We start from the raw sequence: 25,042 nt of genomic DNA, 5'->3' as shown, positions 1-25,042 counted from the left end.
ATACCGCACGACGAGACGGCGAGTCTCCCGCTGGACAAGACGGCGAGTCTGCTGCCGGACGGCAGGCGGTGCTCGGCGAGGCACGGATGCGCATCGTCGTCGAGCTCGGTTATCCGTCCGACATCGGGGCGCAGTGCGCCGCGGTGCGCCGGGAGGTCACCGAACGGCTCAGGACATGGGCCGGCATGGAGGTGCCCGACCTCGCGGTGTCGGTGGAGAGGCTGCACTCGGTGCATGCGCGGCACACGGGCCAGGAGAGGGTGAGATGAGCGCGAACACCTGGCGGCAGCCGACCGGTGACAGCGACGTTCCCTCCGATTCCGGACAGTCGGCTCCGTCCGCCGATGGCACCCCGGGGGCGGGCGCGGGCGCGACGGCAGCGGTCGATGAATCGAGCCGGTCGGCACGCCGTTTCTGGTCCGTGCGGCGGATTCCCGCGGCCTTGGTTGCCCTGCTGTCCGTCGCGGCCATCGGATTGCTTCTGTACGACGTGGTCTCGGTGCGGGCAGACCGGTCTGCGATGCGCTGGCGTCGGCGGCTCGCCGAGGAACTGGCCACACGGCCACTGGATGACGTCTGGGTGATCGTCGGGGCCGCGGTGGCGATGGCCCTCGGCCTGTGGCTTTTCCTGCTGGCGGTGACGCCGGGTCTGCGCAGGCTGCTGCCTATGCGGCAGCCCACCGGTGTCCCCGGGGCAGGGGAGGTCCGCGCCGGGCTCGACCGCCGCGCGGCCGCGCTGGTTCTGCGCGACCGGGCGATGCAGGTGCCCGGTGTCCAGTCGGCACGGGTCGCTGTCGGTCGCCGGAAGGTCAAAGCCCGGGCAGGGGCACATTTCCGCGATCTCGAGGAGGTCCGCGCGGATCTGGACGCCGCGCTGGGCGAAGCCGTGACGTCCATGGGCCTCGCCCGGCCACCCACGCTGACCGTGAACGTCCGGCGCCCGAAGAAGGGCTGAGGTGATTCTCTGATGCTCAGGACAGTGAACCGGGTGCTGCTGGGGCTTCTCGGCCTTGGACTGTTCGCCTTGGGCGGCGGCGTGCTGCTGGGCGGGCTGGATCTGCAGCGCCACTGGGATTTCGGCATGCCGGGCTGGTGGCCCTTCCGTGGGCCGGACGATGTGGTGCTGGGCACCGAGGGACGCACCCGGTGGCGGGAAGAGGACTGGTGGTGGCCGACCGTCATCGCGGTGCTCGCCGTGCTGCTGGTCCTGCTGCTGTGGTGGCTCCTTGCACAGCGCAGACACCGCTTGGACCGGGTCCTCGTCGACAGCGAAGACGGCGCGGCAGCCCGACTCAACGGCCGCACGCTGGAGGACGTCATCGAGGAAGAGGCGCAGGCCCTGGACGGGGTCTCGCGGGCTCATGTCCGGCTGACGGGCCGACGTACGGCTCCGACCGCACGCGTGCGGCTGCTGCTGGAGCCTCACGCGGATCCAGCGCGGACTCTGGGGCAACTGAGCCGGGAAACGCTCGTACACGCACGGGACTCGGCGGGCCTGGACCGCCTCCCGTCGAAGGTCCGACTCGGGGAAGCCCGCCACCGCGCCCGACGCGTCGCCTAGGATCCTTGGGCGCCATGACGCGTCCGCCTCCCTCGGGTGGCTGAGCGCGGGCGATCAGCGGCGCGCGAGTTGCCGCTCGCCGCCTGCGCCCGTCTGGTAGGGCATGTCGTAGTGCTGGAAGATCGCTTCCTCTGACTCGGCGGGCAGGATGTCGTCCATGCCGACCGAGGGCGCCTTCTTCACCAGTGCCTTGGCGTAGGAGACCTTGACGTAGTCCGGCCCGAGGGTCGCCTCGTCGAGGGGTACGAAGGCCAGCTGGTGGCGGGTGGGGAGTCCGGTGCGGACCGTGGCCACGGCTGGTTCGTCGGTGGTGGTGTCCACGTAGACGGCTTCGAGCACGCCGATCTTGTGGCCTTTCGGGTCGACGACGCTGCGGCTGCGCCACTCGCGGATATCGGCTGAATGGATCATGGCTTTGCCTCCTGAGCCGTTGATCCGGGCCGGTGCGAGCCGCCCCCTGCGGGCAGTCGCAGCATGCTGAACCCCGGTGGCCCCTTGTTCTTCCAGGTTATCGGGGAACTTCTGTGTCGCGCCCTCGCGCGGTGACGGTATCGACCGTGGTAGTCGACAGGCATGCCGATGAAGCCTTCCGGTGCCGCGGACCGTTCATCTTGGTTCGGGCGACTGCACCGTGTGATCAGCCGTTCGTCAGTCGGGCGCGGATGGCGGCGGGGAGGGGATATGGAGCTGTGGTCGCGTTCGCTGGGCTTTGCCGCGCTGGGGTTTCTCACGCTGATGCCGCTGCTGATCATCGTCTCCTCCGCCGAACCTGAGCACGGGCGGGGGTTCGCGCAGTGGCTGGGGGAAGGGCTCGGCGTGTCGACTGCCTCCAGGCGGCGGGTCGAGCAGTTGTTCACCCAGCCCCGCCAGGCCCTGCGGACCACGACCGCCTTCGGTATCGCCGCCCTTGCCGTGTTCGGCCTGACCTTCGGGGCGGCGGTGCAGACCGGCTATGAAAAGGTCTGGGACCTGCCCCCGGCCCGCTGGTGGGCCAGATGGCGGCATGTGGTGTGGCTCGGCGTCCTCACCGGATACCTCTACTTCTCCGCCACCACCACACTGCGGCGCGAACCTCTGGCAGGTGGGGCCGTGGCCTCGCTGAGTGCCGTCCTGTTGCTGTGGTGGTCCCAGCGCCTGCTGCTCGGCGGGAGGATCCGCTGGCGTGCCCTGTTGCCCGGCGCCGTGGCCACGGTGATCGGACTGCTCGGCCTGAGGGTCTTCTCCAGGCTCGTCTTCTCGCCGTTGATCGCATCCAACGCCGTCACCTACGGACCCGTCGGAACCGTCCTCGTCATCCAGTCCTGGCTGGTCGGCGTGGGTGTCGTCGTCTTCGGCGGGGCGCTGGTCGGCCGGCTGCTGTACGAAGAACTCCCACGCGCGGCACACACACTGAAACGGCGCAGGTGAGATGCAGCCCTGCAACTTGCCATTCCGCCTGGGCCACGAGTTCGTCATCGCTGCCACGGTCCGGTTCCCCTCCGGATCCGCGGGCCTCCAGGCGATGGTGCGCGGCAGCTTCCGGGTCCTCGTCGACCACACGCCCGGCATGACGGCCGTCGGCGAGGCCGCGAACGGAGCGGAGGCCGTCGAACCAGCCCGCCGCGAACGGCCGGACGTCGTGCTGATGGACGTACGCATGCCGGACCTTGACGGCATTGAGGCGACCCGGCAGATCTGCTCGGACCCGGCCCTGTCCGGCGTCCGCGTCCTCATCCTCACCACCTTCGAGGACGAGTACGTCTACGCCGCCCTGCGCGCCGGCGCCGCGGGCTTTCTGCTCAAGGACACCCCGCCGTCCGAGGTCCTCACCGCCGTCGGCGTCGTAGCCGCGGGCGAGGCGCTGCTCGCTCCCTCGGTGACCCGCCGCCTGATCGCGGAGTTCGCCCGCCGTCCGGAGCCCGCGCACCCACCCAGCCGCTCGCTGGACGGAGTCACCGACCGGGAGTTGGAGGTGCTCGGCCTGATCGCGCGGGGGTTGTCCAACACGGAGATCGCAGAGCACCTCCATCTGAGCCTGGCCATGGTCAAGACCCATATCGGACGCTTGCTCACCAAGCTGCGTGCGCGCGACCGTGCCCAGCTCGTGATCGTCGCCTACGAGACCGGGCTCGTGGGCGACCGCCGGCGTGGAGTGTGAGGTTCACAGGACGGGCTGCCCTCATCAGCGACCAAGGACGGTCGACCAGGTCCTCGTATGGCACGAATCTCAGCCGACGACAGCCGGCCACGACGGCGGGCGCGCCGACCGATCACGCACGCGTGTGCCTCGCTGTACCCCCACCCGCCTCACCTCGCGTCCTGGGCGCTCGAGGACATGGGTGTCCCGGGGGGCGGGTGCATGGTGGGTGGGGGTGTTTTGGGTGCTGCCGCGCCATCGGCCGACTTCAGCCGGTGTTCAATAGGCCATGTGAGCGTTCTGGTCAGCCGCTGGGAAGTGGTTCCGATCGAGGTCCGTCACTTCGACATGATGAAATCCAGGGCGTAACCGGGAGCAGTCGTCCAGTAGGTGACACGCTGAAAGTCGTTGGCGTACAACGTGTCGACGGGCATGGGGACATCGATCGGCTTGCCCGCGCTGCTGCCGGGCTTACGGCCCTGGAGGCTGAGGGTGATGCTCTTCGCCTCGTACTCGTCCATGGGGCCGTTGACGAGCAGAGCGGCATATGCCTCCTCACCCGGGGCGAGGGTGACGGGCACCCCCGGGTTCGGGTCGCTCTCCTTGATCACGGGGGCCGTGGTCCGACCGTTGCCGAGCCGCACGAGAGGGTAGCGGTAGAGGTTGCACTTCTTGTCGCCGGCGTTCTGGACGGTGAGGAGGAGGTGCCTGGCGTCCTTGCTGTCTGCGGGCTCCGTCACGGCGGACACCCCGAGGACCTTCTGGGAGCAGGCGGCGACGGTTGCCTTGTCGCCACCGCCGCCCGAGCGGTGCGTCACCGCGTCATGGGCCTTCCCGCTGATCGTCCGCGGCCCGGTGGCGGAGGCCTGTGCCGCCACACCACACCCAAGAGCCAGGACGAGACCCGCGGCCACGGCCACACGGTGGGCCGTAAGGGACTTCACGTTCATATGCGTGTTCCTTTTCTGATCGGTATGAGGTCGCGTGCTGGGCTGTCGCCGCCACACCACCCGCCTCCTCCTCGGACCGCGGTGGCGGGGGCGAAGGCGGTCGGGCGCCCCCTTGAGCGTCCGCGCCCTGCACCCGGGTGCCCAAAGAGACGGGTGTCCCAGTGGACGGGTGAGTCGGGGTGTCGTGGCGCTGCCGGGCGGTCGGCCGCTTCAGCCGGTGCGACAGCCATAGCGTCGGATGCCTCGTGGGCCTGGGACAACGGCTGCCCCCCAACCTGCAACGGTGGGACGATCCCAACCCCGACAACCTGCAGAGACAAGGAAGCCTGGGATGCCTGTCTGGGATGCCTGGCGCGGCACGGCAACGACCACGCCCATCCGATGCCCGGCGGGCACCGACGCCCTCCGCCGCCACGAGCACCGCGGCATCGGCCGCATCCGCGAGCCACAGCAGCCCGGCGGACGAGGCACCCGATCCGACCTCACCGGCCGACCCACACCGGGGGCCGACCTCACCGGCCAACCCACACCGGGGGCCGGCCTCACCGGCCGACCGGCGGCCCCATGCCGGGCGCCCTCGACGACGGCCCGTGCGATCGATAGCACTGGCGGCCTCGCTCGCCATTGCGCTCGCCGGCCTCACCACATCCGCTGCCGGGCCCCCCTCCGGTGGCGGTGAGTCGTCGGCCTCCGCCCGCACCACACCGGAGCCCTCAGCGCCGGCCACGCACAGCGGGGGCGGCGGCCCGCAATCCGCTGCCGGACCCCCCTCCGGTGACGGTGGGTCGTCGGCCTCCGCACCCACCACATCGAAACCCTCAGCGCCGGCCACGCACAGCGACGGCAGCCCGCAGAAGAACCGGGAGAGCGTCGGCACTTTGGCGCGGAGCTCGCCGACACGGAGATCGAGGCTCTGCCCGAGATGCTGCACCGCTGGGTGACGCTGAGCAACGACGGCTTCGAGGAATTCCTGCTCTCCCGGCCCTTCGAGGGTCTGGAGTTCGGCGCTCGCTCCTACGATGCGCAGACGGACGCCGAGTGATCTACCTGTTCGACACCAAAGTCGTCGCCGAGCTCACGACCCGGGCGAAGCCCGACCCGCGCGTCCTGGCCTGGTTCCGGTCCACGGCCCGCCCCAACCGCTTCCTGAGCGTGATCACCGTGGCCGAGAGCTTCTTCACCTGGGAAGTGCTTCTTTCCTCGCAACCGACAGGACCTTCGACGAGCCCTATCGTTGCAGGTCAGGAGCACTTCTCTCTTTTTTGATCACCTCGGACGCCAGCCCACGTGAAAGCGCGAGGCTAGGTCGTGTCGGCCAGCCTGGACCTGTACGCCAGGGCCGGGGCGAGCACCTCGGCGTCCCGGCCCGGTCACGAGCACGCTCATGCCTGAGCTGCGGGTGGTGCCCCGACCGGACCAGGAGCCGCTGCGGGTGCTGATGATGTGCGACCACCGCCGGCTCACCCCGGCACTGCATCAGGGGCTGCAGACCGAGGGTTTCGCGACGGACGTCGTCCAGGACTCTGTCACCGGCCTGTCCCGGGCCCGCAAGCACCCGTACGACGTGGTGGTGCTCGACCTCACCGGTCCCGGCCCGAGCGGGTACGAGATCTGTGAGGCACTGTGGGTCGCCGGAGTGTGGACGCCGGTGCTCATGCTCTCGGCGATGCCCGGGGACCAGCGTCGTAACGACGTGTTCGACGTCGGGGCCGAGGACTACCTGATGATGCCGATCGGCTTCGTCGAGCGGATGGCCCGGCTGCAGACCCTGGTCCGGCGCACGGACCGCCAGCCCCGGGGTGTGCTCACCGCCGGAGGGCTGGTGCTCGATCCGTTCCGGCAGACGGTCGAGCGTGACGGCATCGCGCTGCGCCTGACCCCGCGCGAGTTCACCCTGCTGCACTGCCTGATCCGCCACCGCGACAGCGTGCTGAGCAAACGCCGGATCCTGGAGGACGTCTGGGAGGCGGACTGGCGGGGGCGCTCGAACATCGTCGAGCTCTACATCAGCTACCTGCAAGAAGGTGGACACCCCGTTCGGGCGCAACAGCATCGAGACCGTGCGCGGGCTGGGGTAACGGTTGTCGAGCTGAGCGCCGGGACGGATTTTCGGTGATTGCCGGAGGAGTTGTTCAACTGCGGCCGCTGACGTCCCGGAGCCGGTCGGCTACCGTAGCGAATCGCCGATCCGTCGGGAAAAGCTGGTTTTCTACTGGTGGACGGCACTTTTGAAGGTTCACTTGTCGTGCGAGGGGGCATCAATGAGAATCCGCAACGCCATTTCCGCAGCGGTCGTCGTGGCGACCGCTACCGTTGGCATGATCACCGCAGTCGGCGGCCCGGCCCAGGCCGCCTGGGTGCCACCGTTCAGGAAATGCACGTCATTCGATCAGAGTGGATTCAGGGGCGACGTCTGTGTGGACCGGGTCGGCCTTGGACCACAAGAATTCCTCGGCCTGGGCCACATCCAGGCATTCCCCAGCAACTGCGCCAAATTCCGGGTCGACGTCGTTGACCCCGATGGCACGGCGGTGCATTCCGTGAACAACATCCCCTGCGCCACCGGCACGGTTGGTACCGCACGATATCTCGCCGAGCTGCACGTGAACGGCAGGGCGTATGCCCGCCTGGTCAGCTTCGACAGCGAAGGAAACACGCTGCTGTCGGTCAACTCTGAGATCATCGTCTCCCCGTTCGACAACCACTGAGGGGCTAGCCTCGGCATTTCGTGACGGCTCGCCAGTTCAACGGGTGGGCCGTTTCGGCTTGTCGGGCGCCCACCCGCACCGGCCGCCCGGTCGAGCCGCGCAACCTCTACCGCTCCTTCACCCGCGTCGCCGAGTCCGCCGGCCTCCGCGTGATCCGGCTGCACGACGCCCGCCACGGGACCGCGACCCTACTCACGGCGGCCGGAGTCGCGCCCCGAGTCGTGATGGAGGTCCTTGGCCACTCCCAGATCAGCATCACGATGGACGTCTACACCCACGTCGTCCAGGACACACAGCGCGAGGCCATGAGCCACATGGACCGGCTGCTGCGAAAGAGGCGCCCCGATCGCGGGTGACCGCCCGCGTTGATGTCAGAAGTAGATGTCAAAGGCCCCGGACCATGATCGGTCCGGGGCCTTTTGCCTGGTGCCCCCGGCAAAATTCGAACCTGCGACACCCGCTTTAGGAGTTTTCCCTGGACGAGGCTATGACCTGCACAAACGTGGATCGTAGGGTGTCTGGCCTGGCAAAACACCCCTACGTAGTTCTCGCGTGTTCGCAGGGTTTTCCAACCTCATGTGTGCTGAATCCGTTCTGGCGAGGTCTGCCCGAGCTGCGGCAACCGGCCCACTCTGTACGGCAGATGCGAGAAGTTGATGTCACCCGTGATGAAACCGTTGCGCGTCAGGTCACAGTTGACGGCGGCCCGACCCCGAGGATGTCGAGCATCGCTCGGGTGGCAGGGCTGGGGTTGAAGCGGCTCCACGCCAGGTATTCGATGCGATGCGGTCCGTCGACCACCGGGACCAGCGCCAGTTCGGGGTCGTCAGTGGCCCGCGGTCGGATAAACGCGGACGGCAGCAGCGCGATGCCGAGCCCGCGGGCGATCAGCTGGGTGATCAGCTCCACGACGCCGGCTTCGTACGCGACGTCGCGGACCAGGCCCGCGGCGGCGAACGCCTGATCGGACTGGGCCCGGGCGGGCGTCCCGCTCACGAAGTCCACAAACGTCTCTTCGGCGATCTCCCGCAGCGTGACCTGGGAAACGCCCGCCAGTCGGTGCCCGGCCGGCACGACCAGCACGTGCTCGTCGTGAGCGAGAACAACGTACTCCACACCGGAGGGCCGTTCGCTCTCCGGCATGCCGAGGAAGGCGATGTCCAGGTCGCCGTTCCGGACCGCCGCCGCCAGTTCATCGCTGCGTCCGGAACGGAGGGCGACGTGGACGGCCGGGTGCTGGGCGCGATACCGCTGCAGCAGCTCCGGTACGTCGACGGCAGCCGTCGTCACGATCACGCCGACGGCGAGTCGGCCGCGTACCACGCCGGTAGCGGCGGCGGCGTCGGCAGCCGCGCGGTCGGCGGCGGCCAGGCACTCGCGTGCGCCGGCGACAAACGCCGCTCCCGCAGGGGTCAGCTCGACGCGGCGGCTGGACCGGGCGAACAGCTTGACTCCGAGTTCCCGTTCCAGGCCGGCGATCCGGTGACTGAGCGACGACTGCACAACGAAACAGCGCTCGGCGGCCCGGGTGAAGTTACGGGTTTCGGCCACGGCGACGACGTAGCGCATCTGCTGGAGATCCACACGGTCATCGTTCTGGTTCATGACTGCGATGACAAGCATGTGTTGGACTCATGATTGGCTGGTTCTGAGAATTCATCACATGCATACCTCGACCGAGCGGCCACCGGGCTTGCCGCGAATCCCGTACGCGCAGCAGGTGGCCACCGTCGCTGGGTTGGCCGTCGCGCTGCTCCACGACCGGCCTACGGCCTGGCGATTGACCTGGGGCGTGCTCGGCGCGGTCGGTGTCGGACTCGTCGTACTGGGGCCGCAGGTCCGGCTGGACGCCGTCGGGGTCGTCGCCGGCCTCGGTGGTACGGCCGCCATGGCCGCCGGGATCGTCCTCACCAAGCGGTGGGGCCTTCCCATGGGTGTCGGTCCACTGCCCCTGACCGGTTGGCAACTGACGGCGGGCGGCCTGCTCTTGCTCCCGCTCGCCCTCGCGATCGAAGGGGCGCCGCCGCGCATCGACATCGGAGCCGTCGGCGGATACCTGTGGCTCGGCAGCGTGGGTGGGCTGATCGCGTCCACGCTGTGGTTCCGCGGTATCGGAAAGCTGCCGGTCGGCGCGTCCGCACCGCTGGTGCTGCTGTCCCCGCTGGTCGCGGCCGTCATCGGTATCGCGCTGGGCGAGTCACTGAGCCTGCTGCAGACCTCTGGCTTCGTCCTCACCCTGGCCGCGTTGCTCGCGGCGCAGCTCAATGCCCCGAACCTGTCGGGCCGCGTGGCGTGCCGCAGGCTGGCAGAAGCCCAGATCCGAGAAGACCAGATGCACGACGATCACATACGAGAAGGACGGGTCCGATGAAGACAGGCATGACGATCGCTGTACTGGGCGCCACCGGGATGGTCGGCAGCCGGGTGATCAACGAGGCCAGTGCACGCGGACACCAAGTGATCGCTCTGTCCCGGAAACCCGCGAGTGAGAACCCGAGGAACCCGAATGTGACGCCGATCGCGGCCGACGCGAACGACTCACACGCCATACGCGAGGCGCTGGCAGGCTCCGCCTCCCACGGCGCTGCGGACGCCGTCGTACTGACCGTGCGGACCACGCCGGTCGACGAGGAGTTCGTGGTCGGCGCTACCCGTACGGTGCTGGACATCGCCGCACAACTCGGGATCCGCGTCCTCGTGGTCGGCGGCGCCGGCGCATTGCGCAGCCCCGGTGACCGCGATCTGCTGGTCGCCGACAACCCGGCGTACGTGCCCGCCGAAATCAAGGCCGTCGCCGCCGCCGGAATCGCTCAGCTGCGAACCTGCCAGTCCCATGCCGATGCCGATTGCGTCTATCTGAGTCCACCGGCCCGGCTCGAACCCGGCGAACGGACCGGCCGCTATCGGCGCGGCAGCGACACCTTGCTCATCAGCGCCGACGGCCAATCCTGGATCAGCGCCGAGGACCTGGCCGTCGCCGTGGTCGACGAACTCGAGGCCCCTGGCCCCGACCCCCTCATCACGGTCGTCCACCGCGGCGAACGATCGTCAGCGTGAACTGGATCGCCCAACAGCAGGCCGTCGAGCGGACTTTCTGGAAGGTCGCCACTTGCCCAACCAGGAACGGTCGACAGGTACACGAGCCTGCTGCCCGGAGCGGATCTGGCGATCCCCGAGGTTGCAGCCGGCCTTGTACCGCGCGCAACGCGCAGGCGGCGGCCCCCGCGCCGCCGAGCACACCGCCACCGAGCCCGGGCCGGATGATGCGGAGGACTCAGCCGCGGGTCCGCGCCGGATGGCGCCGATCCGTCGGGATAACGAAACCCGGCGATCGGTCCGCTTCGCCACCCACCCCGGGCGGCCGGTCGAGCCGCGCAACCTCTACCGCTCGTCCACCCGCGTCGCCCAGTCCGCCGGCCTCCGTGCGATCCGGCTGCACGAGGCCCGGCACGACACCGCCACTCTCCTCACGGCGGCCGGAGTCGCGTTCCGCGCCGTGATGGAGGCCCTCGGGCACTCGCAGATCGGGATCACGATGGATGTGTACACGCACGTCGTGCAGGACACTCAGCGCGACACCAAGAGCCACATGGATCGGTTGCCCAGGAGGCGCCTCGGCGTCATTAACCACCGGCGTAGACGTCAAAGGTCCCGGACCAAGCCGGTCCGGGACTTTGCCCTGGTGCCCCCCCCGGCAGGATTCGAACCTGCGGCACCCGCTTAGGAGTTCGATTCACGCCCGCTGCGGCGGCTGCCGTCCACTGGTGTGACGGCCGGACTGGGTGCTGGTGTACGCCCCCGTCCGGCGTCGATGATGTCAGCCGGGGATGTCAGCGGTCTCTGGCACGCGGCGAGTGATCACAGCAGACAGCAAAAAGGCCCGGGTCTATGACCTGGGCCTTAATCATGGAGCGGGTGACGAGAATCGAACTCGCACTCTCAGCTTGGGTAGCTGCGGGCATTTGTGGCCGGTTCGGGCGTTGACCTGGGCGAACAGCTGGGGTGCGGCCTTGTCGGTGGACTACCAGGCGTTGATGGCCGCCGCTGTGGAGGCGGGCGGCGACGGGGCCTTCGGGTCATCCGGCTGCATGACGCTCGCCACGGCACGGCCACGCTCCTCACGGCTGCCGGAGTCGCGCCCCGCGTCGTGATGGAGATCCTCGGGCACAGCCAGATCAGCATCACCATGGACGTGGCGGCCGGTGTTGAGTGATCGCCCTCGTTGATGTCAGACGTAGATGTCAAAGGCCCCGGACCATGATCGGTCCGGGGCCTTTTGCCTGGTGCCCCCGGCAGGATTCGAACCTGCGACACCCGCTTTAGGAGAGCGGAGGGGTGATCGTGCCCCTGAACTGGAGCTTCGATACCTGGTGAGGCTGCCGAGAACTCGACCGCGAGACACCTTCGTTGACCGTGGCTGACCCTTGCATCTGGCACGACAGTGGCACGAACCTGAGCCGACGACAGTCAGCCACGACGGCGAGCGCGGCGAACGACCACGCACGCGTGTGCCTCGCTGTACCCCCACCGGCCTCAGCCACGCTATCGGGGTTTGTCGTCGACCAGAGCAAGCGGCCATGGCCGGCCGTGACGACGGCCGGAGCCCTCAGCTTGGGAAGCTGCGATCATTCACGGCCGGTTTGGGCGCTGACCTGGTCGAACGTACGGCCCGCCCTCCTTCTGAGCTCGGCTGTCTTCACCGTGATTCCCCGTGGTTCCCCGCTGGATCTGGTGCGGTAGTGGTGCAGAGCTGCGGCGTCCGCAGGAGGCGATCAACTGGGCACGTTCCATTCATCGAGGCGGATCTTCACCTGACGGTTGTGATCCGCGTGCCAGATCACCTCACCGGCGACAGCAGCGCCCATGGCGGGCAGCTCCATGTGGTGAGGCATGGCGGTGATCTCGGCAAGACCGACTGCATTCGGCACGCCTTCGATCAGGAGGAAGACGCCAAACGGCTGTCGGCCGATGACGCGACCGCTGACGTGAGATCCAAGGGGCAGTGCGGAGACGGTTGCTGGCCAGTTTTGTTCTACGGCATCCGCGGCCGGAACCTGTGAGCGGTCCGGCCAACTGAACTCGGGCATTCGCCAATCATGGTCAGGACGGTGGAAGCTGTCGACAGCCGGCACGGGCCCGATGTCGCGGGCGCGAGGCACCAACACGCTTTCCAACTGTGTTGGTGGGGTCTTGGGCTGCGTGCGGGGGCGTTCACCTGCGTTCATGGACGGCCAGCTGTGAAAGCGGCTACCGGCTTCAGTCCCGTCTGAACGGCCGTGAACGGCGCTGAATGAGACGGAAACTGAGACGGGAAGCGCGCCCCCAGCTTCAGGGCCTGAGCCGGTTCTGCTGAGGGTCGAAGCAGACCAGCCCCATCGACTCCGCGAGGGCCGCCGAGTAGGTGGAGGCCTCCTCAGCCATGCTCCAGCGCATAGGAAAGTAGACGAGCGGGCCGCATGCCTCGCCGATCAACGGCCCCGTCGACCAAGGGGAGGTGTCCTCCTCGTCCTCGGTCAGGTCACACCACTGTTCCAGGAGAGCGGCAACGTAAGCCGCTATGCGCTCGGCCGGCGGATGCTCCACCTCTGTGTCGACGTAGCGCTCATAGAGGTCCGTGAACACTCGTGCGGCCGCCTTGTCGTCCGCAGGGCGCTCGCCCTCCCACACAGCCAAGTCGTAGCTCATGGCCGGAGGCTCTCATGCGGCACTGACAGGCCGGCGTGGGCCATCGGCTTGGGAAGCGTGGGTCCTCAAGGGGAGGGAGCTTCACTGACCTGCGCCGGAGCGGTACGGGCGTCCTGTTGCTCGCCAGCCTATTGCCCGGTGTTCCCCGTGGTTCCCCGTGCGATCTGGCATGGTTCTGGCACGGCCTCTTCGCCTCGAACCTACTGACTGGCCCCGGATGGGCACGCCTCCGGATCACGCTGCACTTGCCCGTTCGTTGAGTACCGCTTTGATCAATTCGCTGGGTGTCTCTACCACTGCCCGCGCTCCTGCGTTGACCAACTGCTCTCGTTTATCAGCGGCCCCCATCGTATAGACGATTACCGGGATTTCGGGTTTGACCTCCCGCAACTCTTTCAGAAGATTCATGGCTGCGTCTGCATCAGGCCCCCTCTGCGCGTCAGTAACAACCAACGAGAAGTCCAAATCGTTGAAATAAAACATGCCAGAATCGGTTGAAGTAGCCTTCGTGACCAGGAGTCCAAGCTGCTCCAATGCCAGTGTTTCGTAGACGTTGTTGTCTGGATTGTCGTCGACCCATAGCACCCGCGCCAGGCGAGCCTTTTTCGTCTGTCCTATCTCTTCAATAACTGGCTGCACCTCCTGATCGCCTCGTTGCTCGGCGGCCTGAACGGCGGCCTTCTTCGCTCCATTTTTGTTTGCCTCCCCTACTTCAATCTCTAGATCGAAGAGCTGCGCCATCGATATTTTCGCCTTCCCTCCTCTGAAAAGGAGTAGGGAACATACGAGCACAAGAAGGGCGGCCACCAAGATGAGCGTCTGAAGTCCGGTCATTGTGCTCCTCCAGAAGGACCGCTACGTGTGACCTCCAGGGCGACCTCAAGCTGCACTCGCCCCAGGGGGTGAATGTTAGGAAGCTGCAACTCCAGCGAATTACCAAGAGCCCCAATTCCAAGGATTCGCGCGGCGCTCACAACGATCCCCGTCAGGTCCACGTCTACTATGTCAATAGGAGATGCTGCGTTGCGCCAGCAGTATTCATTCGCCATTGCCAATTCAGCCGACTCGGCGTATTTCTGGCTCATCTCTGCCAGGTGTTCGGCCACTACTGCGGCACCTTTACTTCCCTCGCGGGTCAGAGCCTCGGCGATGGCCCAAAATCTCCGAATTGGGGTCCCCAGGGCACCCACAGGTGTTACGCCGACTCTGTGAGGGGATTCCGCTATTATCTGCCGAAGAGGTGTACGGAATTGTGAATACACGAGAGGCGAAGAGGCCGCCGCCATCACCAGATATGCCTGCTGCTGTGGATGTAGGAGTGTTGCCGGGATATCACTTCCGTTTTCCGTATCTCTATGTCGACTGCCCTCCGGCCCATTGAGGCGTACTACGTCTTCAATCCATTGGCCGAAGCCTGAGATGGGCGGATCCTCGAACCACGGCCCGGCGACAACCTTCAAGAAATTACCGAAGGGATAGTTAAGATCGTGGAGCAATGTTCCACATCGATCGAGGATAGCCAGAGCGTGGGTCGGATCGACAAGCATTGCCCATTCGGAGGCTATTTTCAAAGCTGAAGCAGCGTCGCTCATAACTATCCATCTGCTGCCATCCGCGGAATTCTGAATGGGCGGCGAGATGCCCTTATCGCCGATCCAATCAAGTTCGGTCAGGCATGAATTCGCGTAGGCCTCAAAGAACTTGACCGCGGAAGAAGCTCTTTCTGGATCCATCCGCATGTCGCGAACGTGGGACATACTCACTTCAAATCAGCTCCCTCACGTTGGAAAGCGTTTCCGGTGGGGTGAAGCGTGGGTTAGGATGGGTCCAATTCTTTCTCAATATATTTGCATTCTGATCCCACTCCCATTTTTCGCAGCCCATGATTTGATTGTCTGGAATGAGCACCTTGGCCGTTATTTCGCCCTCGGTCTGGTAAGCGGAGTAGCGTCGATACGTGTTAAGGTCTCTCGGCTCTTCCGATACTCCTTCAATTTGCACAGCGCGGCGAGGAGCAACTACGACCCAGCAGAGGTAGAGATAACATTGATCCCGGCGTCCAAAATCCGTGCCAAACCAGAGTGCGGTCATGCGGGCACGGTGAACGATATTTGTCTGCGCTGCCGCGTCACGCTCTACGGTGCCGGCCGACAAGGAAATAAATGGAGTGGCGACATTAAACGGGTCACCCGTAGCAGGGTCTGGGGTTGTGAAATGATTTATGTGGAGATCAAGATTCTGTGGAGTCAGTTTATCTCTTATCCAGTTAGGGGAGATGGTTCCGACCCGTCGCCACCAGTTGCAGCAGATTCCACGGCTAGAGTCTATTAGATCCTTTGCGTCTTGATCGCTTTCAAGTGCAAGCCCCTTCACGCACCACTGGACGATCATCTTCAGTCACTCCCATACTTGCTTGTGCTCAGCTGCCGGCAGGGTGGATCTTAAGAGTGGGCGGAACTCATCAGCGCCAGCAGGCCGCCTGTGTGCGGCCAACCGAGCGTCGGTGTGCGTAATCGACTCGACCGTTTCGGCCATGCAACAGATCTGGGATACTTGTGGCCCGCTGCCTCCGAAAGGCTTGGTGGGGAGGCGCGCCGCTGCCGGGAGATGGCCTGTATCCTTCAGCCACACTTCAATGCTGCACCGAGTAGCCCTGTTTGTCGCGTTGTGTTATGTACTTACCAGGCGAAATTGAATAGGTGATAGTCGAAGGTTCACGCTCGGTGCATAAAGCCGGTCCTGACCTCAGCCGCCGAAAGTCAGCCACGACGGCGGGGGCGCCGCACGAGCACCCGCCACGTATGCCTCCAGCAACCCCGCACAGGCCTCAGCCACGCTTCTTCCGTGAGTTACGGGCCGCATCTTGATTCCGGCTTGGGTGTTGCCGCGTGGTATGTCAACTGGGCTGCGACTCTGACGCCATGCGGCTTCGAAGCGGTGGCGGATGGGTGGCGCGGTCGCGCTGGGTGGGTGTCGGCCTAGTCCGTGACTCGGGCTGGTTGGGTTGCTTCCTGATCTGACTGTCCGCCTTTGCGGTGTTGCGCGCTGAGTGGCTGGGCCGCCGTAGCGGTGGCGGAGACATGGAGCGACGGCGGCCCATGGCCGCCAGCGCGCGCGGGCCGCCGTAGGCGGGCCGCCTTGAACCAGTAGAGAAAGTTGTAACTCAGTCGGACGTGCGGGGCTGTCCGGTCCCGGTAGATGCTTGACACTTCGATCCCAGCTGATGGTTGACGGTGGCTGTGATCGGCTTTTCTGTGCACGTCGTTGCTGCGAGGTGTCGTGGTGCCCGAGAGTTAGTGCGTCGGACAGGGGGATGGACGTGGGGAGTGCCTTGGGTGCCGAGGCCAGCTATGGAACACAGGCTGATGGGATCGCTGCGCTGCTGGGGGCCGTTGGAGACGCGGCAGTGGTGCTGTCGTACGAGGAGGACCGGACGTTCGCAGCTCTGAGCTTGAGCCGTTTCGGTTCTGTGGGGTCGTCTCGGCTGGACTGGCGGCGTGCCGAGGTACTCCAGTGCTCCCCAGCCTTCGACGGTGGGGAGCTTGGCAAGCTTCTGATCAGTCTTGCGAGTTCGGATGAGCTGGCAGTTGTGTTCTGGGGCAATCTCGCGGTGCCCTCACTCGCCCTGGAGGCCAGCCTGCTTGCGGCGCATGCCGGGGCGGTACTGGACTGCTGCTTTGAGTGTTGGATCTACCTCGTCGACAGCGGGGTGTTGATCGAGTTCCAGGATGGTGAGGGGTTCACCGTCGGGCGGGTGCCGCGCTGACTTCTTGGAGATGGTCGCTAGCCGCTGGCGAAGGGCTTGAAGTCGTGTACGCAGGGCGGAAGTTCAACGCCCTGGCGGTGGATGAGCGGCAGGAAGAGTGCTGGTCGGACGGTCCATGTGATGCGCGTGTTGACGTGGGTGATGGACACCGTCCAGGGCTCCCGGCGCAAGAGGGCTCGTCTGGTGTCGATGCGGTGGTCGTGGAGCCGTTCCCACGCTTCTTGAGAAGCGGCTGTGTCGAGTGCCGGTGAGATGGTGCGCAGGATCGTCGCCACCCAGTTGTTCGCCTCGACCGCCGAGTAGGCGTCGAAGGAACCGAAGAGCGCCGGCGGCTGCCGCCCGTCCAACCTCTCCGTCCAGCACTCGCACCAGAAGCCGGGCCTGGTCGACGTCCTCAGCATGGGTGGCCTCCTCGGCGAGGGTGGGTGAAGAGCTCCGCGGTGACCGTGCGGCCGCCGTTGCTGTCGTGGATCACGACGCGGTGGGCGATCGCGCTGACCATCCCCAGGCCCCGGCCGTGCTCGGCGTCCTGGTCCTGGTGCTCAACCTTGGGGGCCGTGCCCGTGCCTCCGTCATCCGTGACCGAGACCGCCACCACCTGAGCCGAGACAGCGACGGCCAGGTGGAAGCTGCCGGACTCGCGTCCGCTCGCCGTGTGGAGGATCGCGTTCGCGCTGAGCTCGCTCACGATCAGCTCGGCGTCTTCCGCAAAAGGGGAGCCGCGCAGGACGTCGCGCGTCCATCGGCGGGCCCGGCTGACCTCTTCCGGGAAACCTGGGCAAGACAGTCCCCAGACCCGGACAGTACTCGTATACTCGTGCATACAAGTTCCTTCATGCTGGTAGGCCGCCATGTGCAGCGGGTTCGGACTAGACGAGTTTCACGCCGTCGTGGGCGCGAATGGCCGGCGGAGACGCCGCGTCGAGTGCGTCGATGACGCGGATCGCGTACGCCTCGTCGGCGAGTTCGGAGACTTCTTCACGAGTCACCCAGCGCAGTGCGCGGGTCTCGTCGCCGGTGGTCGGCGTGCCGTCGGCCGCCTCGCAGCGGAAGACCAGCGAGACGATCAGGCCCGTCATGTTCTTGTAGACGCCGGTGAGGGTCGCGGGAAGTGCGATCTTGATGCCGGTCTCTTCGAGGACTTCGCGCTGAAGGGCTTCGGGTACGGTCTCCTCGCGTTCGAGGATGCCGCCCGGCGGTTCCCAGTGGCCGTTGTCGCGGCGCTGGATCAGGAGGGCCCGGCCCTGGGCGTCGATGACGACCCCGGCCACGCTCACGGAGTGCGGGCGTTCTGTGCTCACGTTCCTCGGCCCTCTCGGATGGCTAGGCTCTCCACCGTAGCAACAAGCACTCGCCCACTCGTCTAGATACCTAAAGGAGTACACACGTGAGCCCTCTTTCTTCGGGCCTGCTCGGTGATCTCGACCCCACGAGCGATCGTGCGGTCTTCAGGCAGATTGCCGATCAGCTGCGTGAGGCCATCGACCGTGGGCGATTCCGGGAGGGCGAGAAGCTGCCCTCGGAAGCTGAGCTCGTCGACCACTACGGGGTCTCCCGGATGACGGTCCGCAACTCCTTCTCCATCCTCCAGGGGGAAGGCCTCGTCCACGCCGAGCACGGCAAGGGAGTCTTCGTCCGGCCGCGTCCGCCCGTGCGGCGTCTCGCCTCCGACCGGTTCGCCCGTCGTCACCGCGAGCAGGGGAAGTCCGCGTTCATCGTCGAGGCGGATGCGGCCGGCAGCCACCCGCAGGTCGACAGCCTTGAGGTGAAGGAAGAGAAGGCCAGCCAGGACATCTCCACGCGGCTTGGGTCCGTGCGGCGGGTCCTCGCGCGTCGGCGCCGCTACCTCCTCGACGGGCGCCCGGTCGAGTTCGCCACCTCCTACCTGCCGCTCGACATCGCCCGCGGCACGCAGATCGCCGAGCCGAACCCAGGACCCGGCGGCATCTACGCCCGTCTCGAAGAACTGGGCCACCGCCTCGACCACTTCGAGGAAGAGATTCGCGCCCGGATGCCCTCGCCCGACGAGGTGCGCACGCTGCGACTGGCGGCTGGCGTCCCCGTGATCCACCTGATCCGGACGGCCTTCGACACCGAGGGGCGGCCCGTGGAGGTCTGTGACACGGTCATGGCGGCGGATGCCTACGTCCTGTCGTACCAGCTCCCGGCCACGTGATCCGGTGATGGGCGGGTGGTGCGCGAGGACGCTTCCTCGAACTCGTACACCCCAACACGCTTACTCGTATAGACGAGTGGGCAAGTTGTGTGGCAAGGTGATCGTCGTGAGCCCGGGAGATCGGGTTCACAGATCGCATCTTGTATAGACGAGTAGATAGGAACGCACCCTTGCGCACCATCCGTGTTGAGGCCTCCGCCGCGACCATCCTCCTGACGGAGGCTCCCGAGCCGAAGGTTCGTGACCGGCAGACCGGCGAGATCGCCAAGGACGCTGTCAGTGGTGAAGCGCTGATGACCATCGGCGTCGTCTACATCGAGGACGGGGAGTCCTCGCTCATCAAGGTCACCGTCCCGGAAGGCGGCGTCTCCGAGGGGCTGAACCTCGGTGCGCCGGTCTCGCTGCCGGGGCTGGTCGCCCGGCCGTGGGAGTCCGTGTTCAACGGCCAGCAGCGGCACGGCATCGCCTTCCGGGCCGCCGCCGTCACCCCCGCCGCCTTCCCGGCCGTTATGGGGGCCTCGGCCTGATGACCGATCTCGCGACGCTCGTGGAGGTGGGTGGTCCTGTCGCCGCGCTCGGCGGTGGGGCCGCCTACGCCCGGGCCAACCACCCGGGTCTCTACTGGTCGGCGGTCGGCGGGCCGATATCTACCGTCCGGCTGCTCAGCTCGTACGCCTCGGTCATGGAAGCCTGCGGCCTGACGGTCGCGCCGTCCCGGCTGCGCATCCTCGCCGTCAAGGCCACCACTCGACGGGAGGTGCGGCCCGTCCCGCCCCGTCGGGGCATCATCCGCCCAACGTCGACGGGCTTACGGCTGCGACTGCGGCTCGCTCCAGGGCAGGAACCCGCCGACGTTGCGGCTTCGGCCGGACGGTTGCGGCATGCCTGGGGCGTTCACGCCGTGTACGTCTCCACCGTCAAGCCCGGCGTCGTCGAACTGCGGTTGGTCGGCTTCGACGTCCTGCGGAAAGTGCGCATGCCTCGCAAGATCGAGGGCGGTTTCCTCAGGGTGCCGGTCGCCCTGCGGGAGGACGCCATGCCCTTCGTGCGCGACTACCGGGCCGTGCCTCACCAACTCACCCTCGGCGCAACGCTGTCGGGCAAGTCCATGTACCTGCGCCATCTCGTCTCCGGCCTCGCACCGCAAAACGTCGCCCTCGTCGGCGTCGACTGCAAGCGCGGTGTCGAGCTGGCTCCGTTCGCCTCGCGCCTCTCAGCGCTGGCCACCGATCCGGACGAAGCCGCAGAGCTGCTGCCCGTCCTGGTCAAGGAAATGGAGGACCGATACGACCTGATCAAAGCCCGGCAGGGCATTGCCCTCGGCACTCCGGACGAAGAGATCACCTCCGACATCTGGGGCCTGCCCGAGAGCGAACGGCCCGTGCCCATCGTCCTGTTCGTCGACGAGGTGGCCGAACTCTTCCTGACCGCCACCCGCAAGGACGAGGAACGGCGCGACGAGATGGTCACCCAGCTCATCCGCCTCGCCCAGCTCGGCCGCGCAGCCGGCATCTACCTGGAGGTCTGCGGGCAGCGCTTCGGTGCCGAACTCGGCAAGGGCGCGACCATGCTCCGGGCCCAGCTCACCGGCCGAGTCTGCCACCGGGTGAACGATGAAGCCTCCGCGAAGATGGCCCTCGGCGACATCGCGCCGGAAGCGGTCCTCGCCGCATGCGCCATCCCTGCCGAACGTCCCGGCCTCGCGGTCGCGGGGGACACGTCCGGCGGCTGGTCACGCATCCGCACCCCGTATCTCTCCCTCGGCGACGCTGCCGATATCTGCCAGGAGGCGGCACACCTGGTGCCCGACCTGTCCGCGCTGAAGTCCTTCCGGCCCGCGGTACCCGTACGGCCCGTCGAGAGCTCGGCCCCCATCGTCCAGCCGCACCCCGTCATCGACTGACACCCCCGCCTCACCGGTCGGCGTGACCGCCTCGCGCCACGTCCCTACCCCTCCCATGCCTGATCCAGAAGGGAGACGCCCTCATGTGCGCCCAACTGGCCCGTATCGACGCGGTGCTCGTCCAGGCGCTCATCGCTGCCGCGCTGTCCTTCGCGCACATTCACGACGTCGCCGTGGCGGCCGGACAGGACGGCTGGAAGGCCTGGGCCTATCCCGTCTCCGTCGACCTGCTGCTCGTCGCCGCCTGGCGTCGACTGCGCTCCGGCTCGGCCAAGGGTGCGGCCTGGTGCTGGTTCGTCATCGCGCTCGCCGCATCCCTGGGCGCGAACGTCGCCACGGCCGGCCTGCTCGACCTCGGCGACGTCCCGGCCTGGCTGCGCATCCTCGTCGCGGGCTGGCCCGCCGTCGCCTTCCTCGGCGGAACGCTCCTCGCCCACTCCGCGCCCACGGCGGTTGACGACGCCGAGGTCATCGAGGACCAGGAGGACGAGCCCGAAACCGAACCCGAGCCGCCCACCCCGGCACCACCCGCCATCGAGGCCCCGCCGGAGCGCCCCGCCGTCCCGGTCCCAGCAGCCCTCATCGACCACGCCCGCAAGGTCGCCGCCGAACACCACACCCGAACCGGCACCCCCATGGACGTCACCACACTGCGCGCCCGCCTCGGCGTCCCGGCGCCCATGGCCGAAGCCATCGCCGCCCACCTCTAAAGGGAGCTCTGATGACCGCCAACCGCCGCTTCCGCAACGTCACCCGCATCGGTCCCGTGCAGGTCGGCACCGCCTACGACCACCGCGGCCGCGAGAAGCACACCGCCGCCTGCACCGCTCCGCGCTGCAACTTCTCCGTCGACTACGACAGTCGCGCCGCCGCCGAGCTGGCCGCCCGCACCCACCGCTGCCCCATCCGCTGAAAGGACCCCGTACCCCGTGACCGTCAGCCTTCCGCTCGTCGTCGTCCTCGGCTTCTTCGCCTGGGCGGCGGTCAAGTTCCTCGGCGTCCGCGTCTGGATCGTCGTCCTGATCACCCTCTTCGGCTTCTGGCTCTCGCGCACCTTCCTCGCCCCCGCCATCGAGTCCGGCACGCGATCCGGCGTGGACGTCGTAAACGGCTCACACGACTAGACGAGTAGATAAGGAGTTCGCCGTGTTCCTGCCCAAGTACCCGGACAACCCCACCCCGCCGCCCGCGCACAGCCACGCACCGACCGACCCGGCCCCTGTCCCGGTCCGGCGCTCGCTCCCATCCGTCTCCATCGATCAGAAGACCGTCGCGGCCGTCCTCGTCGGCGGAGTCGTCCTCACCGCGCTCCTGGCCGCCGTCGCCGTCACGGCCATCTCGGTCGCCGTCGCCGCCGTGGTCCTTCGCTCCCTGCTCCGCGAACACCACCGCCGCTGACCTGCGGCCAGACCTCCGGGGCGGCGCGACACCGCCACGTACTCGCCGCCCCGGCGGCCCACTCCTCCCGAAGTGCCCGTCAGAAGGAGAACCGCCATCTTCACCCGCGCCACCCCGCCCCCACTCCCGGAACTCAGCAACCTCGCCGCAGGCGGCACCCTGCCCGGTATCCTCCGCCAGCTCTCCGGACTCGGCGGCTGCACCCACCCGATCCGCCTCGACGGCCACCGCACCGAATACGACGTCGACACCGCCACCGGCGAAATCGGCCGCATCCTCCACCGCCTCGACTCGGGCGACCTCCCGGCCGGCCAACTCCTCGTCCGCTGCAACAACCGCCGCACGACCCGCTGCCCGGCCTGCTCCGAGGTCTACCGCCGCGACACCTTCCAACTGATCACCGCCGGATTGCGCGGCGGCAAAGGCACCCCGGAAGACATCGCCACCCACCCTCGGGTCTTCGCCACCTTCACCGCCCCCGGCTTCGGCCCGGTTCACAACCGCCGCACCGACGGCCGCCCCTGCCGCTGCGGAATCCGGCACGACCAGGAGGACGAGCAACTCGGCACCCCGCTCGACCCGGACACCTACGACTACGAAGCCGCCGTCCTCTGGAACGCGCACGCCGGTCCCCTCTGGCGACGCTTCTCGACGTACCTGCGCCGGGAGGTCGGCAAGCGCGCTGGTCTGTCACAGCGGGAGCTCCGCGACCATGCCCGCGTCTCGTTCGCCAAGGTCGCTGAGTACCAAAAGCGCGGCGCGGTCCACTTCCACGCCGTCATACGCCTCGATGGTCCCAGCGGCGGCGAGACTCCGCCCCCTGCCTGGGCCACCGCCGAGCTGCTGACCGACGCCATCGGGGCTGCCGCGTCCAAGGTCCGCGTAGACGGCCCGACCATCGACGGCCGCGCCCACAGCTTCGCCTTCGGCCGCCAACTCGACGTCCGCACCATCCGCTCGGCCGACTTCAACGACGGCCAGGAGCTCACCGAACGCGCGGTCGCCGCCTACATCGCCAAGTACGCCACCAAGGGCGCGGAAACTGCGACGGGAGCTCTGGACCGCCCGCTGAAGTTCGTCGCCGAACTCGCCCAGCTCGACATCAGCGAGCACGCCCGCCGCCTCATCCGAACCGCCTGGGCTCTCGGCGCGCGCAAGGACCTCGAACACCTTCGCCTACGGGCCTGGGCCCACATGCTCGGCTTCCGCGGCCACTTCTCCACCAAGTCCCGCCGCTACTCCACCACCCTCGGCGCACTCCGCGACGCCCGCGCCGAATGGCGACGAGCCCAGGCAGCAGCAAGCGAACCCACTCCCGAGACGACATACGTCCTCGCGCACTGGGTCTTCGCCGGTACCGGCCTCTCCGACGCCGAAGCCTGGCTCGCCGCATCCCTCGAACCCGCCCCCGGAACGGAAGGAGAACCCACCCGTGGCTGACCGCTACCTCACCGTGGCGCAGGTGGCCGAACTTCTCGGCACTACGGAACGCTTCCCGCGCCGTCTGATCGCCGAACGACGCATCGCATTCGTCAAGGTCGGCCGCCACGTCCGCATCCCGGAGCGTGAGCTGAGCGCATTCATCGACGCCAACACCGTGCAGCCGATCGGCCACCGGCGAGCCTCGCTGCGAAGGGCTGCCTGATGGCCAACAAGAAGGGGCAGCGCAGAAGCTTCGGGTCGGTCCGACAGCTCAAGTCCGGCCGCTGGCAGGTCCGCTACCGCGACCCCGAGACGGGGCTACTTCGTCCGGCCGAGAAGACCTATCCGACCAAGAGCGACGCCCAAGTCGCCCTCGCCCAGATCGAGGCCGACATCACGCGCGGCCAGTGGTCGGACCCGGACGCCGGGGCGGTGAACTTCGCGGAGTACGCCACGGCATGGCTGCGGGACCGGAATCTTGCCGACCGCACCCGTGAGCGGTCTGAGTCCGTCATGCGGCTGCACATCCTTCCCACCTTCGGTGCCGGGACCATGGCTGACGTGACGACGGCTCGTGTGCGGAGCTGGCGGGGAAAGCTCCTCGCGGCCGGCATCGGCGAGCCGACGGTGGTCAAGGCGTACCAACTGTTGCGGGCCCTGATGAACACGGCCGTGGACGACGAACTGATCCGGCGCAACCCGTGCCGCATCAAGGGCGCCGATCGCTACGACGTGCCCGAGCGGCCGGTCCTGTCAGTCGCCGAGGTCTTCGCCGTCGCCGACGCCATTGCGCCGCGCTACCGGCTGCTCGTCCTCCTGGCCGCGTTCACCACTCTGCGCTTCGGTGAACTCGCCGCCCTCCGCCGTCGGGACATCGACTTGGAGGGACTGACCGTCAGTGTCCGTCGTTCTCAGGCCGAGTTGCAGGACGGCCGTCTCTTCGACAAAGCGCCGAAGTCCGCTGCTGGGGTACGTGCCATCTCGTTCCCCGCCGAGCTGCTCGACGACGTGACGCGCCACCTCGAACAGTTCGCCGCTCCTGGCCGCGACGGACACGTCTTCGTCGGCCCACGGGGTGGCCACCTCCGGCGGAGCAACTTCCGCGACGACTGGGTGACGGCAAGGAAGGCGGCGGGCGTCACGGCAGAGCTGCACTTCCACGATCTCCGCCACACAGGCAACACCCTGGCCTCGACCGCCGGCGCCAGCACCCGTGAGCTGATGACCCGCATGGGCCACAGCAGCTCGCGCGCCGCGCTGATCTATCAGCACATGACCAGCGACCGTGACCGGGCCATCGCTGACCGCCTCGGAGCCATGATCCGCGAGGGCGGGGGAGAGGCAGCCCCCGACTAGG

At 67.4% G+C, this 25,042-nt stretch carries 31 protein-coding genes, 1 tRNA gene and 4 pseudogenes; 24 read left to right on the top strand and 12 right to left on the bottom strand.

The window, feature by feature from the left end:
* The 3 genes and pseudogenes from ACFYWX_RS19055 to amaP all read left to right on the top strand — a co-directional run.
* Nucleotides 1-269: pseudogene (locus ACFYWX_RS19055) on the top strand (Asp23/Gls24 family envelope stress response protein); the annotation flags it as partial.
* Nucleotides 266-955: a DUF6286 domain-containing protein gene (locus ACFYWX_RS19050; RefSeq protein WP_389425188.1), complete on the top strand. Its 690-nt coding sequence runs from the start codon at nucleotides 266-268 to the stop codon at nucleotides 953-955. The pseudogene ACFYWX_RS19055 and the gene ACFYWX_RS19050, both read left to right, overlap by 4 nt.
* A gap of 12 nt (nucleotides 956-967) precedes the next feature.
* A complete protein-coding gene (gene amaP, locus ACFYWX_RS19045) occupies nucleotides 968-1,561 on the top strand; it encodes an alkaline shock response membrane anchor protein AmaP (protein WP_389425187.1) in 594 nt (197 codons plus the stop codon).
* A gap of 54 nt (nucleotides 1,562-1,615) precedes the next feature.
* Here amaP and ACFYWX_RS19040 read toward each other — a convergent pair whose 3' ends face one another.
* Entirely contained in the window at nucleotides 1,616-1,972 is a 357-nt protein-coding gene (locus ACFYWX_RS19040; RefSeq protein WP_389425186.1) for a PRC-barrel domain-containing protein, read from the bottom strand.
* Nucleotides 1,973-2,134: 162 nt separating this feature from the next.
* Here ACFYWX_RS19040 and ACFYWX_RS19035 point away from each other — a divergent pair, with 162 nt between their 5' ends.
* Nucleotides 2,135-2,968, top strand: coding sequence for a ribonuclease BN (locus tag ACFYWX_RS19035; RefSeq protein WP_389425185.1), 834 nt, complete (start codon nucleotides 2,135-2,137; stop codon nucleotides 2,966-2,968).
* A gap of 94 nt (nucleotides 2,969-3,062) precedes the next feature.
* A complete protein-coding gene (locus tag ACFYWX_RS19030) occupies nucleotides 3,063-3,698 on the top strand; it encodes a response regulator (protein ID WP_389425205.1) in 636 nt (211 codons plus the stop codon).
* A 317-nt stretch (nucleotides 3,699-4,015) separates the two neighbouring features.
* Here the strand turns inward: ACFYWX_RS19030 and ACFYWX_RS19025 are convergent, their stop codons facing one another.
* On the bottom strand, nucleotides 4,016-4,627 hold the full coding sequence (locus ACFYWX_RS19025) for a DUF4232 domain-containing protein (RefSeq protein ID WP_389425184.1): 612 nt from the start codon (nucleotides 4,625-4,627) through the stop codon (nucleotides 4,016-4,018).
* A 1,038-nt stretch (nucleotides 4,628-5,665) separates the two neighbouring features.
* On the opposite strand from ACFYWX_RS19025, the gene ACFYWX_RS19020 reads away from it, so the two are divergent.
* From ACFYWX_RS19020 to ACFYWX_RS19005, 4 genes and pseudogenes are all read left to right on the top strand, one after another.
* Nucleotides 5,666-5,893, top strand: a complete 228-nt coding sequence (locus ACFYWX_RS19020; protein ID WP_389425183.1) for a hypothetical protein — start codon at nucleotides 5,666-5,668, stop codon at nucleotides 5,891-5,893.
* Nucleotides 5,894-6,011: 118 nt separating this feature from the next.
* Nucleotides 6,012-6,743, top strand: coding sequence for a response regulator transcription factor (locus ACFYWX_RS19015; protein WP_389425182.1), 732 nt, complete (start codon nucleotides 6,012-6,014; stop codon nucleotides 6,741-6,743).
* A gap of 145 nt (nucleotides 6,744-6,888) precedes the next feature.
* Entirely contained in the window at nucleotides 6,889-7,335 is a 447-nt protein-coding gene (locus tag ACFYWX_RS19010; protein ID WP_389425181.1) for a hypothetical protein, read from the top strand.
* Between the two features lie 68 nt (nucleotides 7,336-7,403).
* Nucleotides 7,404-7,691 (top strand): annotated as a pseudogene (locus ACFYWX_RS19005) (tyrosine-type recombinase/integrase); the annotation flags it as partial.
* Between the two features lie 328 nt (nucleotides 7,692-8,019).
* Here ACFYWX_RS19005 and ACFYWX_RS19000 read toward each other — a convergent pair.
* On the bottom strand, nucleotides 8,020-8,919 hold the full coding sequence (locus ACFYWX_RS19000) for a LysR family transcriptional regulator (RefSeq protein ID WP_389425204.1): 900 nt from the start codon (nucleotides 8,917-8,919) through the stop codon (nucleotides 8,020-8,022).
* Nucleotides 8,920-8,998: 79 nt separating this feature from the next.
* Between ACFYWX_RS19000 and ACFYWX_RS18995 the strand changes: the two genes are divergently transcribed.
* The 4 genes and pseudogenes from ACFYWX_RS18995 to ACFYWX_RS18980 form a co-directional block, all read left to right on the top strand.
* Nucleotides 8,999-9,706 (top strand): DMT family transporter, encoded by a 708-nt coding sequence (locus ACFYWX_RS18995; protein ID WP_389425180.1) that lies wholly within the window; start codon nucleotides 8,999-9,001, stop codon nucleotides 9,704-9,706.
* Between the two features lie 8 nt (nucleotides 9,707-9,714).
* Entirely contained in the window at nucleotides 9,715-10,392 is a 678-nt protein-coding gene (locus tag ACFYWX_RS18990; RefSeq protein WP_389425179.1) for an NAD(P)-dependent oxidoreductase, read from the top strand.
* Between the two features lie 283 nt (nucleotides 10,393-10,675).
* A pseudogene (locus tag ACFYWX_RS18985) lies at nucleotides 10,676-10,948 on the top strand (tyrosine-type recombinase/integrase); the annotation flags it as partial.
* A gap of 453 nt (nucleotides 10,949-11,401) precedes the next feature.
* Nucleotides 11,402-11,530, top strand: a pseudogene (locus ACFYWX_RS18980) (tyrosine-type recombinase/integrase); the annotation flags it as partial.
* 86 nt (nucleotides 11,531-11,616) lie between these two features.
* Here the strand turns inward: ACFYWX_RS18980 and ACFYWX_RS18975 are convergent.
* The 6 genes from ACFYWX_RS18975 to ACFYWX_RS18950 form a co-directional block, all read right to left on the bottom strand.
* Nucleotides 11,617-11,689, bottom strand: a tRNA-Arg gene (locus tag ACFYWX_RS18975).
* A 418-nt stretch (nucleotides 11,690-12,107) separates the two neighbouring features.
* Entirely contained in the window at nucleotides 12,108-12,422 is a 315-nt protein-coding gene (locus ACFYWX_RS18970; protein WP_389425178.1) for a hypothetical protein, read from the bottom strand.
* 241 nt (nucleotides 12,423-12,663) lie between these two features.
* Nucleotides 12,664-13,020 (bottom strand): hypothetical protein, encoded by a 357-nt coding sequence (locus tag ACFYWX_RS18965; protein ID WP_389425177.1) that lies wholly within the window; start codon nucleotides 13,018-13,020, stop codon nucleotides 12,664-12,666.
* 234 nt (nucleotides 13,021-13,254) lie between these two features.
* The gene (locus tag ACFYWX_RS18960; RefSeq protein WP_389425176.1) at nucleotides 13,255-13,854 is read right to left on the bottom strand and encodes a response regulator; all 600 of its coding nucleotides are present in this window, start codon (nucleotides 13,852-13,854) and stop codon (nucleotides 13,255-13,257) included.
* Nucleotides 13,851-14,783, bottom strand: coding sequence for a hypothetical protein (locus ACFYWX_RS18955; RefSeq protein ID WP_389425175.1), 933 nt, complete (start codon nucleotides 14,781-14,783; stop codon nucleotides 13,851-13,853). Before ACFYWX_RS18955 ends, ACFYWX_RS18960 begins: the two co-directional genes overlap by 4 nt.
* Nucleotide 14,784: 1 nt before the next feature.
* Nucleotides 14,785-15,411 (bottom strand): hypothetical protein, encoded by a 627-nt coding sequence (locus ACFYWX_RS18950; protein WP_389425174.1) that lies wholly within the window; start codon nucleotides 15,409-15,411, stop codon nucleotides 14,785-14,787.
* A 940-nt stretch (nucleotides 15,412-16,351) separates the two neighbouring features.
* Here ACFYWX_RS18950 and ACFYWX_RS18945 point away from each other — a divergent pair.
* On the top strand, nucleotides 16,352-16,786 hold the full coding sequence (locus ACFYWX_RS18945; RefSeq protein ID WP_389425173.1) for a hypothetical protein: 435 nt from the start codon (nucleotides 16,352-16,354) through the stop codon (nucleotides 16,784-16,786).
* Between the two features lie 17 nt (nucleotides 16,787-16,803).
* Here ACFYWX_RS18945 and ACFYWX_RS18940 read toward each other — a convergent pair whose 3' ends face one another.
* From ACFYWX_RS18940 to ACFYWX_RS18930, 3 genes are read right to left on the bottom strand one after another with little or no spacing between them, the layout of a single operon-like run.
* A complete protein-coding gene (locus ACFYWX_RS18940) occupies nucleotides 16,804-17,187 on the bottom strand; it encodes a hypothetical protein (protein WP_389425172.1) in 384 nt (127 codons plus the stop codon).
* The gene (locus ACFYWX_RS18935; RefSeq protein WP_389425171.1) at nucleotides 17,181-17,609 is read right to left on the bottom strand and encodes an ATP-binding protein; all 429 of its coding nucleotides are present in this window, start codon (nucleotides 17,607-17,609) and stop codon (nucleotides 17,181-17,183) included. The genes ACFYWX_RS18940 and ACFYWX_RS18935 overlap by 7 nt, the downstream gene beginning before the upstream one ends.
* Nucleotides 17,610-17,655: 46 nt before the next feature.
* Nucleotides 17,656-18,063 (bottom strand): NUDIX hydrolase, encoded by a 408-nt coding sequence (locus tag ACFYWX_RS18930; protein ID WP_389425203.1) that lies wholly within the window; start codon nucleotides 18,061-18,063, stop codon nucleotides 17,656-17,658.
* A gap of 110 nt (nucleotides 18,064-18,173) precedes the next feature.
* On the opposite strand from ACFYWX_RS18930, the gene ACFYWX_RS18925 reads away from it, so the two are divergent.
* The 10 genes from ACFYWX_RS18925 to ACFYWX_RS18880 all read left to right on the top strand — a co-directional run bounded on the left by ACFYWX_RS18925 (nucleotide 18,174) and on the right by ACFYWX_RS18880 (nucleotide 25,041).
* Complete coding sequence (locus ACFYWX_RS18925; protein WP_389425170.1) at nucleotides 18,174-18,962, top strand: GntR family transcriptional regulator; 789 nt, start codon at nucleotides 18,174-18,176, stop codon at nucleotides 18,960-18,962.
* Between the two features lie 170 nt (nucleotides 18,963-19,132).
* Entirely contained in the window at nucleotides 19,133-19,489 is a 357-nt protein-coding gene (locus ACFYWX_RS18920; RefSeq protein ID WP_389425169.1) for a hypothetical protein, read from the top strand.
* Complete coding sequence (locus tag ACFYWX_RS18915) at nucleotides 19,489-20,865, top strand: FtsK/SpoIIIE domain-containing protein (RefSeq protein ID WP_389425168.1); 1,377 nt, start codon at nucleotides 19,489-19,491, stop codon at nucleotides 20,863-20,865. The genes ACFYWX_RS18920 and ACFYWX_RS18915 overlap by 1 nt, the downstream gene beginning before the upstream one ends.
* 83 nt (nucleotides 20,866-20,948) lie before the next feature.
* The gene (locus ACFYWX_RS18910; protein ID WP_389425167.1) at nucleotides 20,949-21,575 is read left to right on the top strand and encodes a DUF2637 domain-containing protein; all 627 of its coding nucleotides are present in this window, start codon (nucleotides 20,949-20,951) and stop codon (nucleotides 21,573-21,575) included.
* Nucleotides 21,576-21,586: 11 nt separating this feature from the next.
* Nucleotides 21,587-21,778, top strand: a complete 192-nt coding sequence (locus ACFYWX_RS18905; RefSeq protein WP_389425166.1) for a mobile element transfer protein — start codon at nucleotides 21,587-21,589, stop codon at nucleotides 21,776-21,778.
* A gap of 16 nt (nucleotides 21,779-21,794) precedes the next feature.
* On the top strand, nucleotides 21,795-21,989 hold the full coding sequence (locus ACFYWX_RS18900) for a hypothetical protein (RefSeq protein WP_389425165.1): 195 nt from the start codon (nucleotides 21,795-21,797) through the stop codon (nucleotides 21,987-21,989).
* 22 nt (nucleotides 21,990-22,011) lie between these two features.
* The gene (locus tag ACFYWX_RS18895; RefSeq protein WP_389425164.1) at nucleotides 22,012-22,263 is read left to right on the top strand and encodes a SpdD protein; all 252 of its coding nucleotides are present in this window, start codon (nucleotides 22,012-22,014) and stop codon (nucleotides 22,261-22,263) included.
* A gap of 159 nt (nucleotides 22,264-22,422) precedes the next feature.
* On the top strand, nucleotides 22,423-23,703 hold the full coding sequence (locus tag ACFYWX_RS18890) for a replication initiator (RefSeq protein ID WP_389425202.1): 1,281 nt from the start codon (nucleotides 22,423-22,425) through the stop codon (nucleotides 23,701-23,703).
* Nucleotides 23,696-23,908 carry an excisionase family DNA-binding protein gene (locus ACFYWX_RS18885; RefSeq protein ID WP_384695342.1) on the top strand — a complete coding sequence of 71 codons (213 nt, stop codon included), beginning with the start codon at nucleotides 23,696-23,698 and terminating at the stop codon, nucleotides 23,906-23,908. Before ACFYWX_RS18890 ends, ACFYWX_RS18885 begins: the two co-directional genes overlap by 8 nt.
* Entirely contained in the window at nucleotides 23,908-25,041 is a 1,134-nt protein-coding gene (locus tag ACFYWX_RS18880) for a tyrosine-type recombinase/integrase (protein ID WP_389425163.1), read from the top strand. The genes ACFYWX_RS18885 and ACFYWX_RS18880 overlap by 1 nt, the downstream gene beginning before the upstream one ends.
* The last annotated feature ends 1 nt before the right edge of the window (nucleotide 25,042 follow it).

This window comes from Streptomyces sp. NPDC002888 (assembly GCF_042888465.1).
GTDB lineage: Bacteria > Actinomycetota > Actinomycetes > Streptomycetales > Streptomycetaceae > Streptomyces.
This window is presented reverse-complemented; position numbering and strand designations above follow the sequence as displayed.

Coding starts and splice junctions, on each gene's coding strand:
- ACFYWX_RS19050 (WP_389425188.1), top strand. CDS start 266: ATGAGCGCGAACACCTGGCGGCAGCCGACCGGTGACAGCGACGTTCCC.
- amaP (WP_389425187.1), top strand. CDS start 968: ATGCTCAGGACAGTGAACCGGGTGCTGCTGGGGCTTCTCGGCCTTGGA.
- ACFYWX_RS19040 (WP_389425186.1), bottom strand. CDS start 1,972: ATGATCCATTCAGCCGATATCCGCGAGTGGCGCAGCCGCAGCGTCGTC.
- ACFYWX_RS19035 (WP_389425185.1), top strand. CDS start 2,135: ATGCCGATGAAGCCTTCCGGTGCCGCGGACCGTTCATCTTGGTTCGGG.
- ACFYWX_RS19030 (WP_389425205.1), top strand. CDS start 3,063: ATGGTGCGCGGCAGCTTCCGGGTCCTCGTCGACCACACGCCCGGCATG.
- ACFYWX_RS19025 (WP_389425184.1), bottom strand. CDS start 4,627: ATGAACGTGAAGTCCCTTACGGCCCACCGTGTGGCCGTGGCCGCGGGT.
- ACFYWX_RS19015 (WP_389425182.1), top strand. CDS start 6,012: ATGCCTGAGCTGCGGGTGGTGCCCCGACCGGACCAGGAGCCGCTGCGG.
- ACFYWX_RS19010 (WP_389425181.1), top strand. CDS start 6,889: ATGAGAATCCGCAACGCCATTTCCGCAGCGGTCGTCGTGGCGACCGCT.
- ACFYWX_RS18995 (WP_389425180.1), top strand. CDS start 8,999: ATGCATACCTCGACCGAGCGGCCACCGGGCTTGCCGCGAATCCCGTAC.
- ACFYWX_RS18990 (WP_389425179.1), top strand. CDS start 9,715: ATGACGATCGCTGTACTGGGCGCCACCGGGATGGTCGGCAGCCGGGTG.
- ACFYWX_RS18970 (WP_389425178.1), bottom strand. CDS start 12,422: ATGCCCGAGTTCAGTTGGCCGGACCGCTCACAGGTTCCGGCCGCGGAT.
- ACFYWX_RS18965 (WP_389425177.1), bottom strand. CDS start 13,020: ATGAGCTACGACTTGGCTGTGTGGGAGGGCGAGCGCCCTGCGGACGAC.
- ACFYWX_RS18960 (WP_389425176.1), bottom strand. CDS start 13,854: ATGACCGGACTTCAGACGCTCATCTTGGTGGCCGCCCTTCTTGTGCTC.
- ACFYWX_RS18950 (WP_389425174.1), bottom strand. CDS start 15,411: ATGATCGTCCAGTGGTGCGTGAAGGGGCTTGCACTTGAAAGCGATCAA.
- ACFYWX_RS18940 (WP_389425172.1), bottom strand. CDS start 17,187: ATGCTGAGGACGTCGACCAGGCCCGGCTTCTGGTGCGAGTGCTGGACG.
- ACFYWX_RS18935 (WP_389425171.1), bottom strand. CDS start 17,609: ATGCACGAGTATACGAGTACTGTCCGGGTCTGGGGACTGTCTTGCCCA.
- ACFYWX_RS18915 (WP_389425168.1), top strand. CDS start 19,489: ATGACCGATCTCGCGACGCTCGTGGAGGTGGGTGGTCCTGTCGCCGCG.
- ACFYWX_RS18910 (WP_389425167.1), top strand. CDS start 20,949: ATGTGCGCCCAACTGGCCCGTATCGACGCGGTGCTCGTCCAGGCGCTC.
- ACFYWX_RS18905 (WP_389425166.1), top strand. CDS start 21,587: ATGACCGCCAACCGCCGCTTCCGCAACGTCACCCGCATCGGTCCCGTG.
- ACFYWX_RS18880 (WP_389425163.1), top strand. CDS start 23,908: ATGGCCAACAAGAAGGGGCAGCGCAGAAGCTTCGGGTCGGTCCGACAG.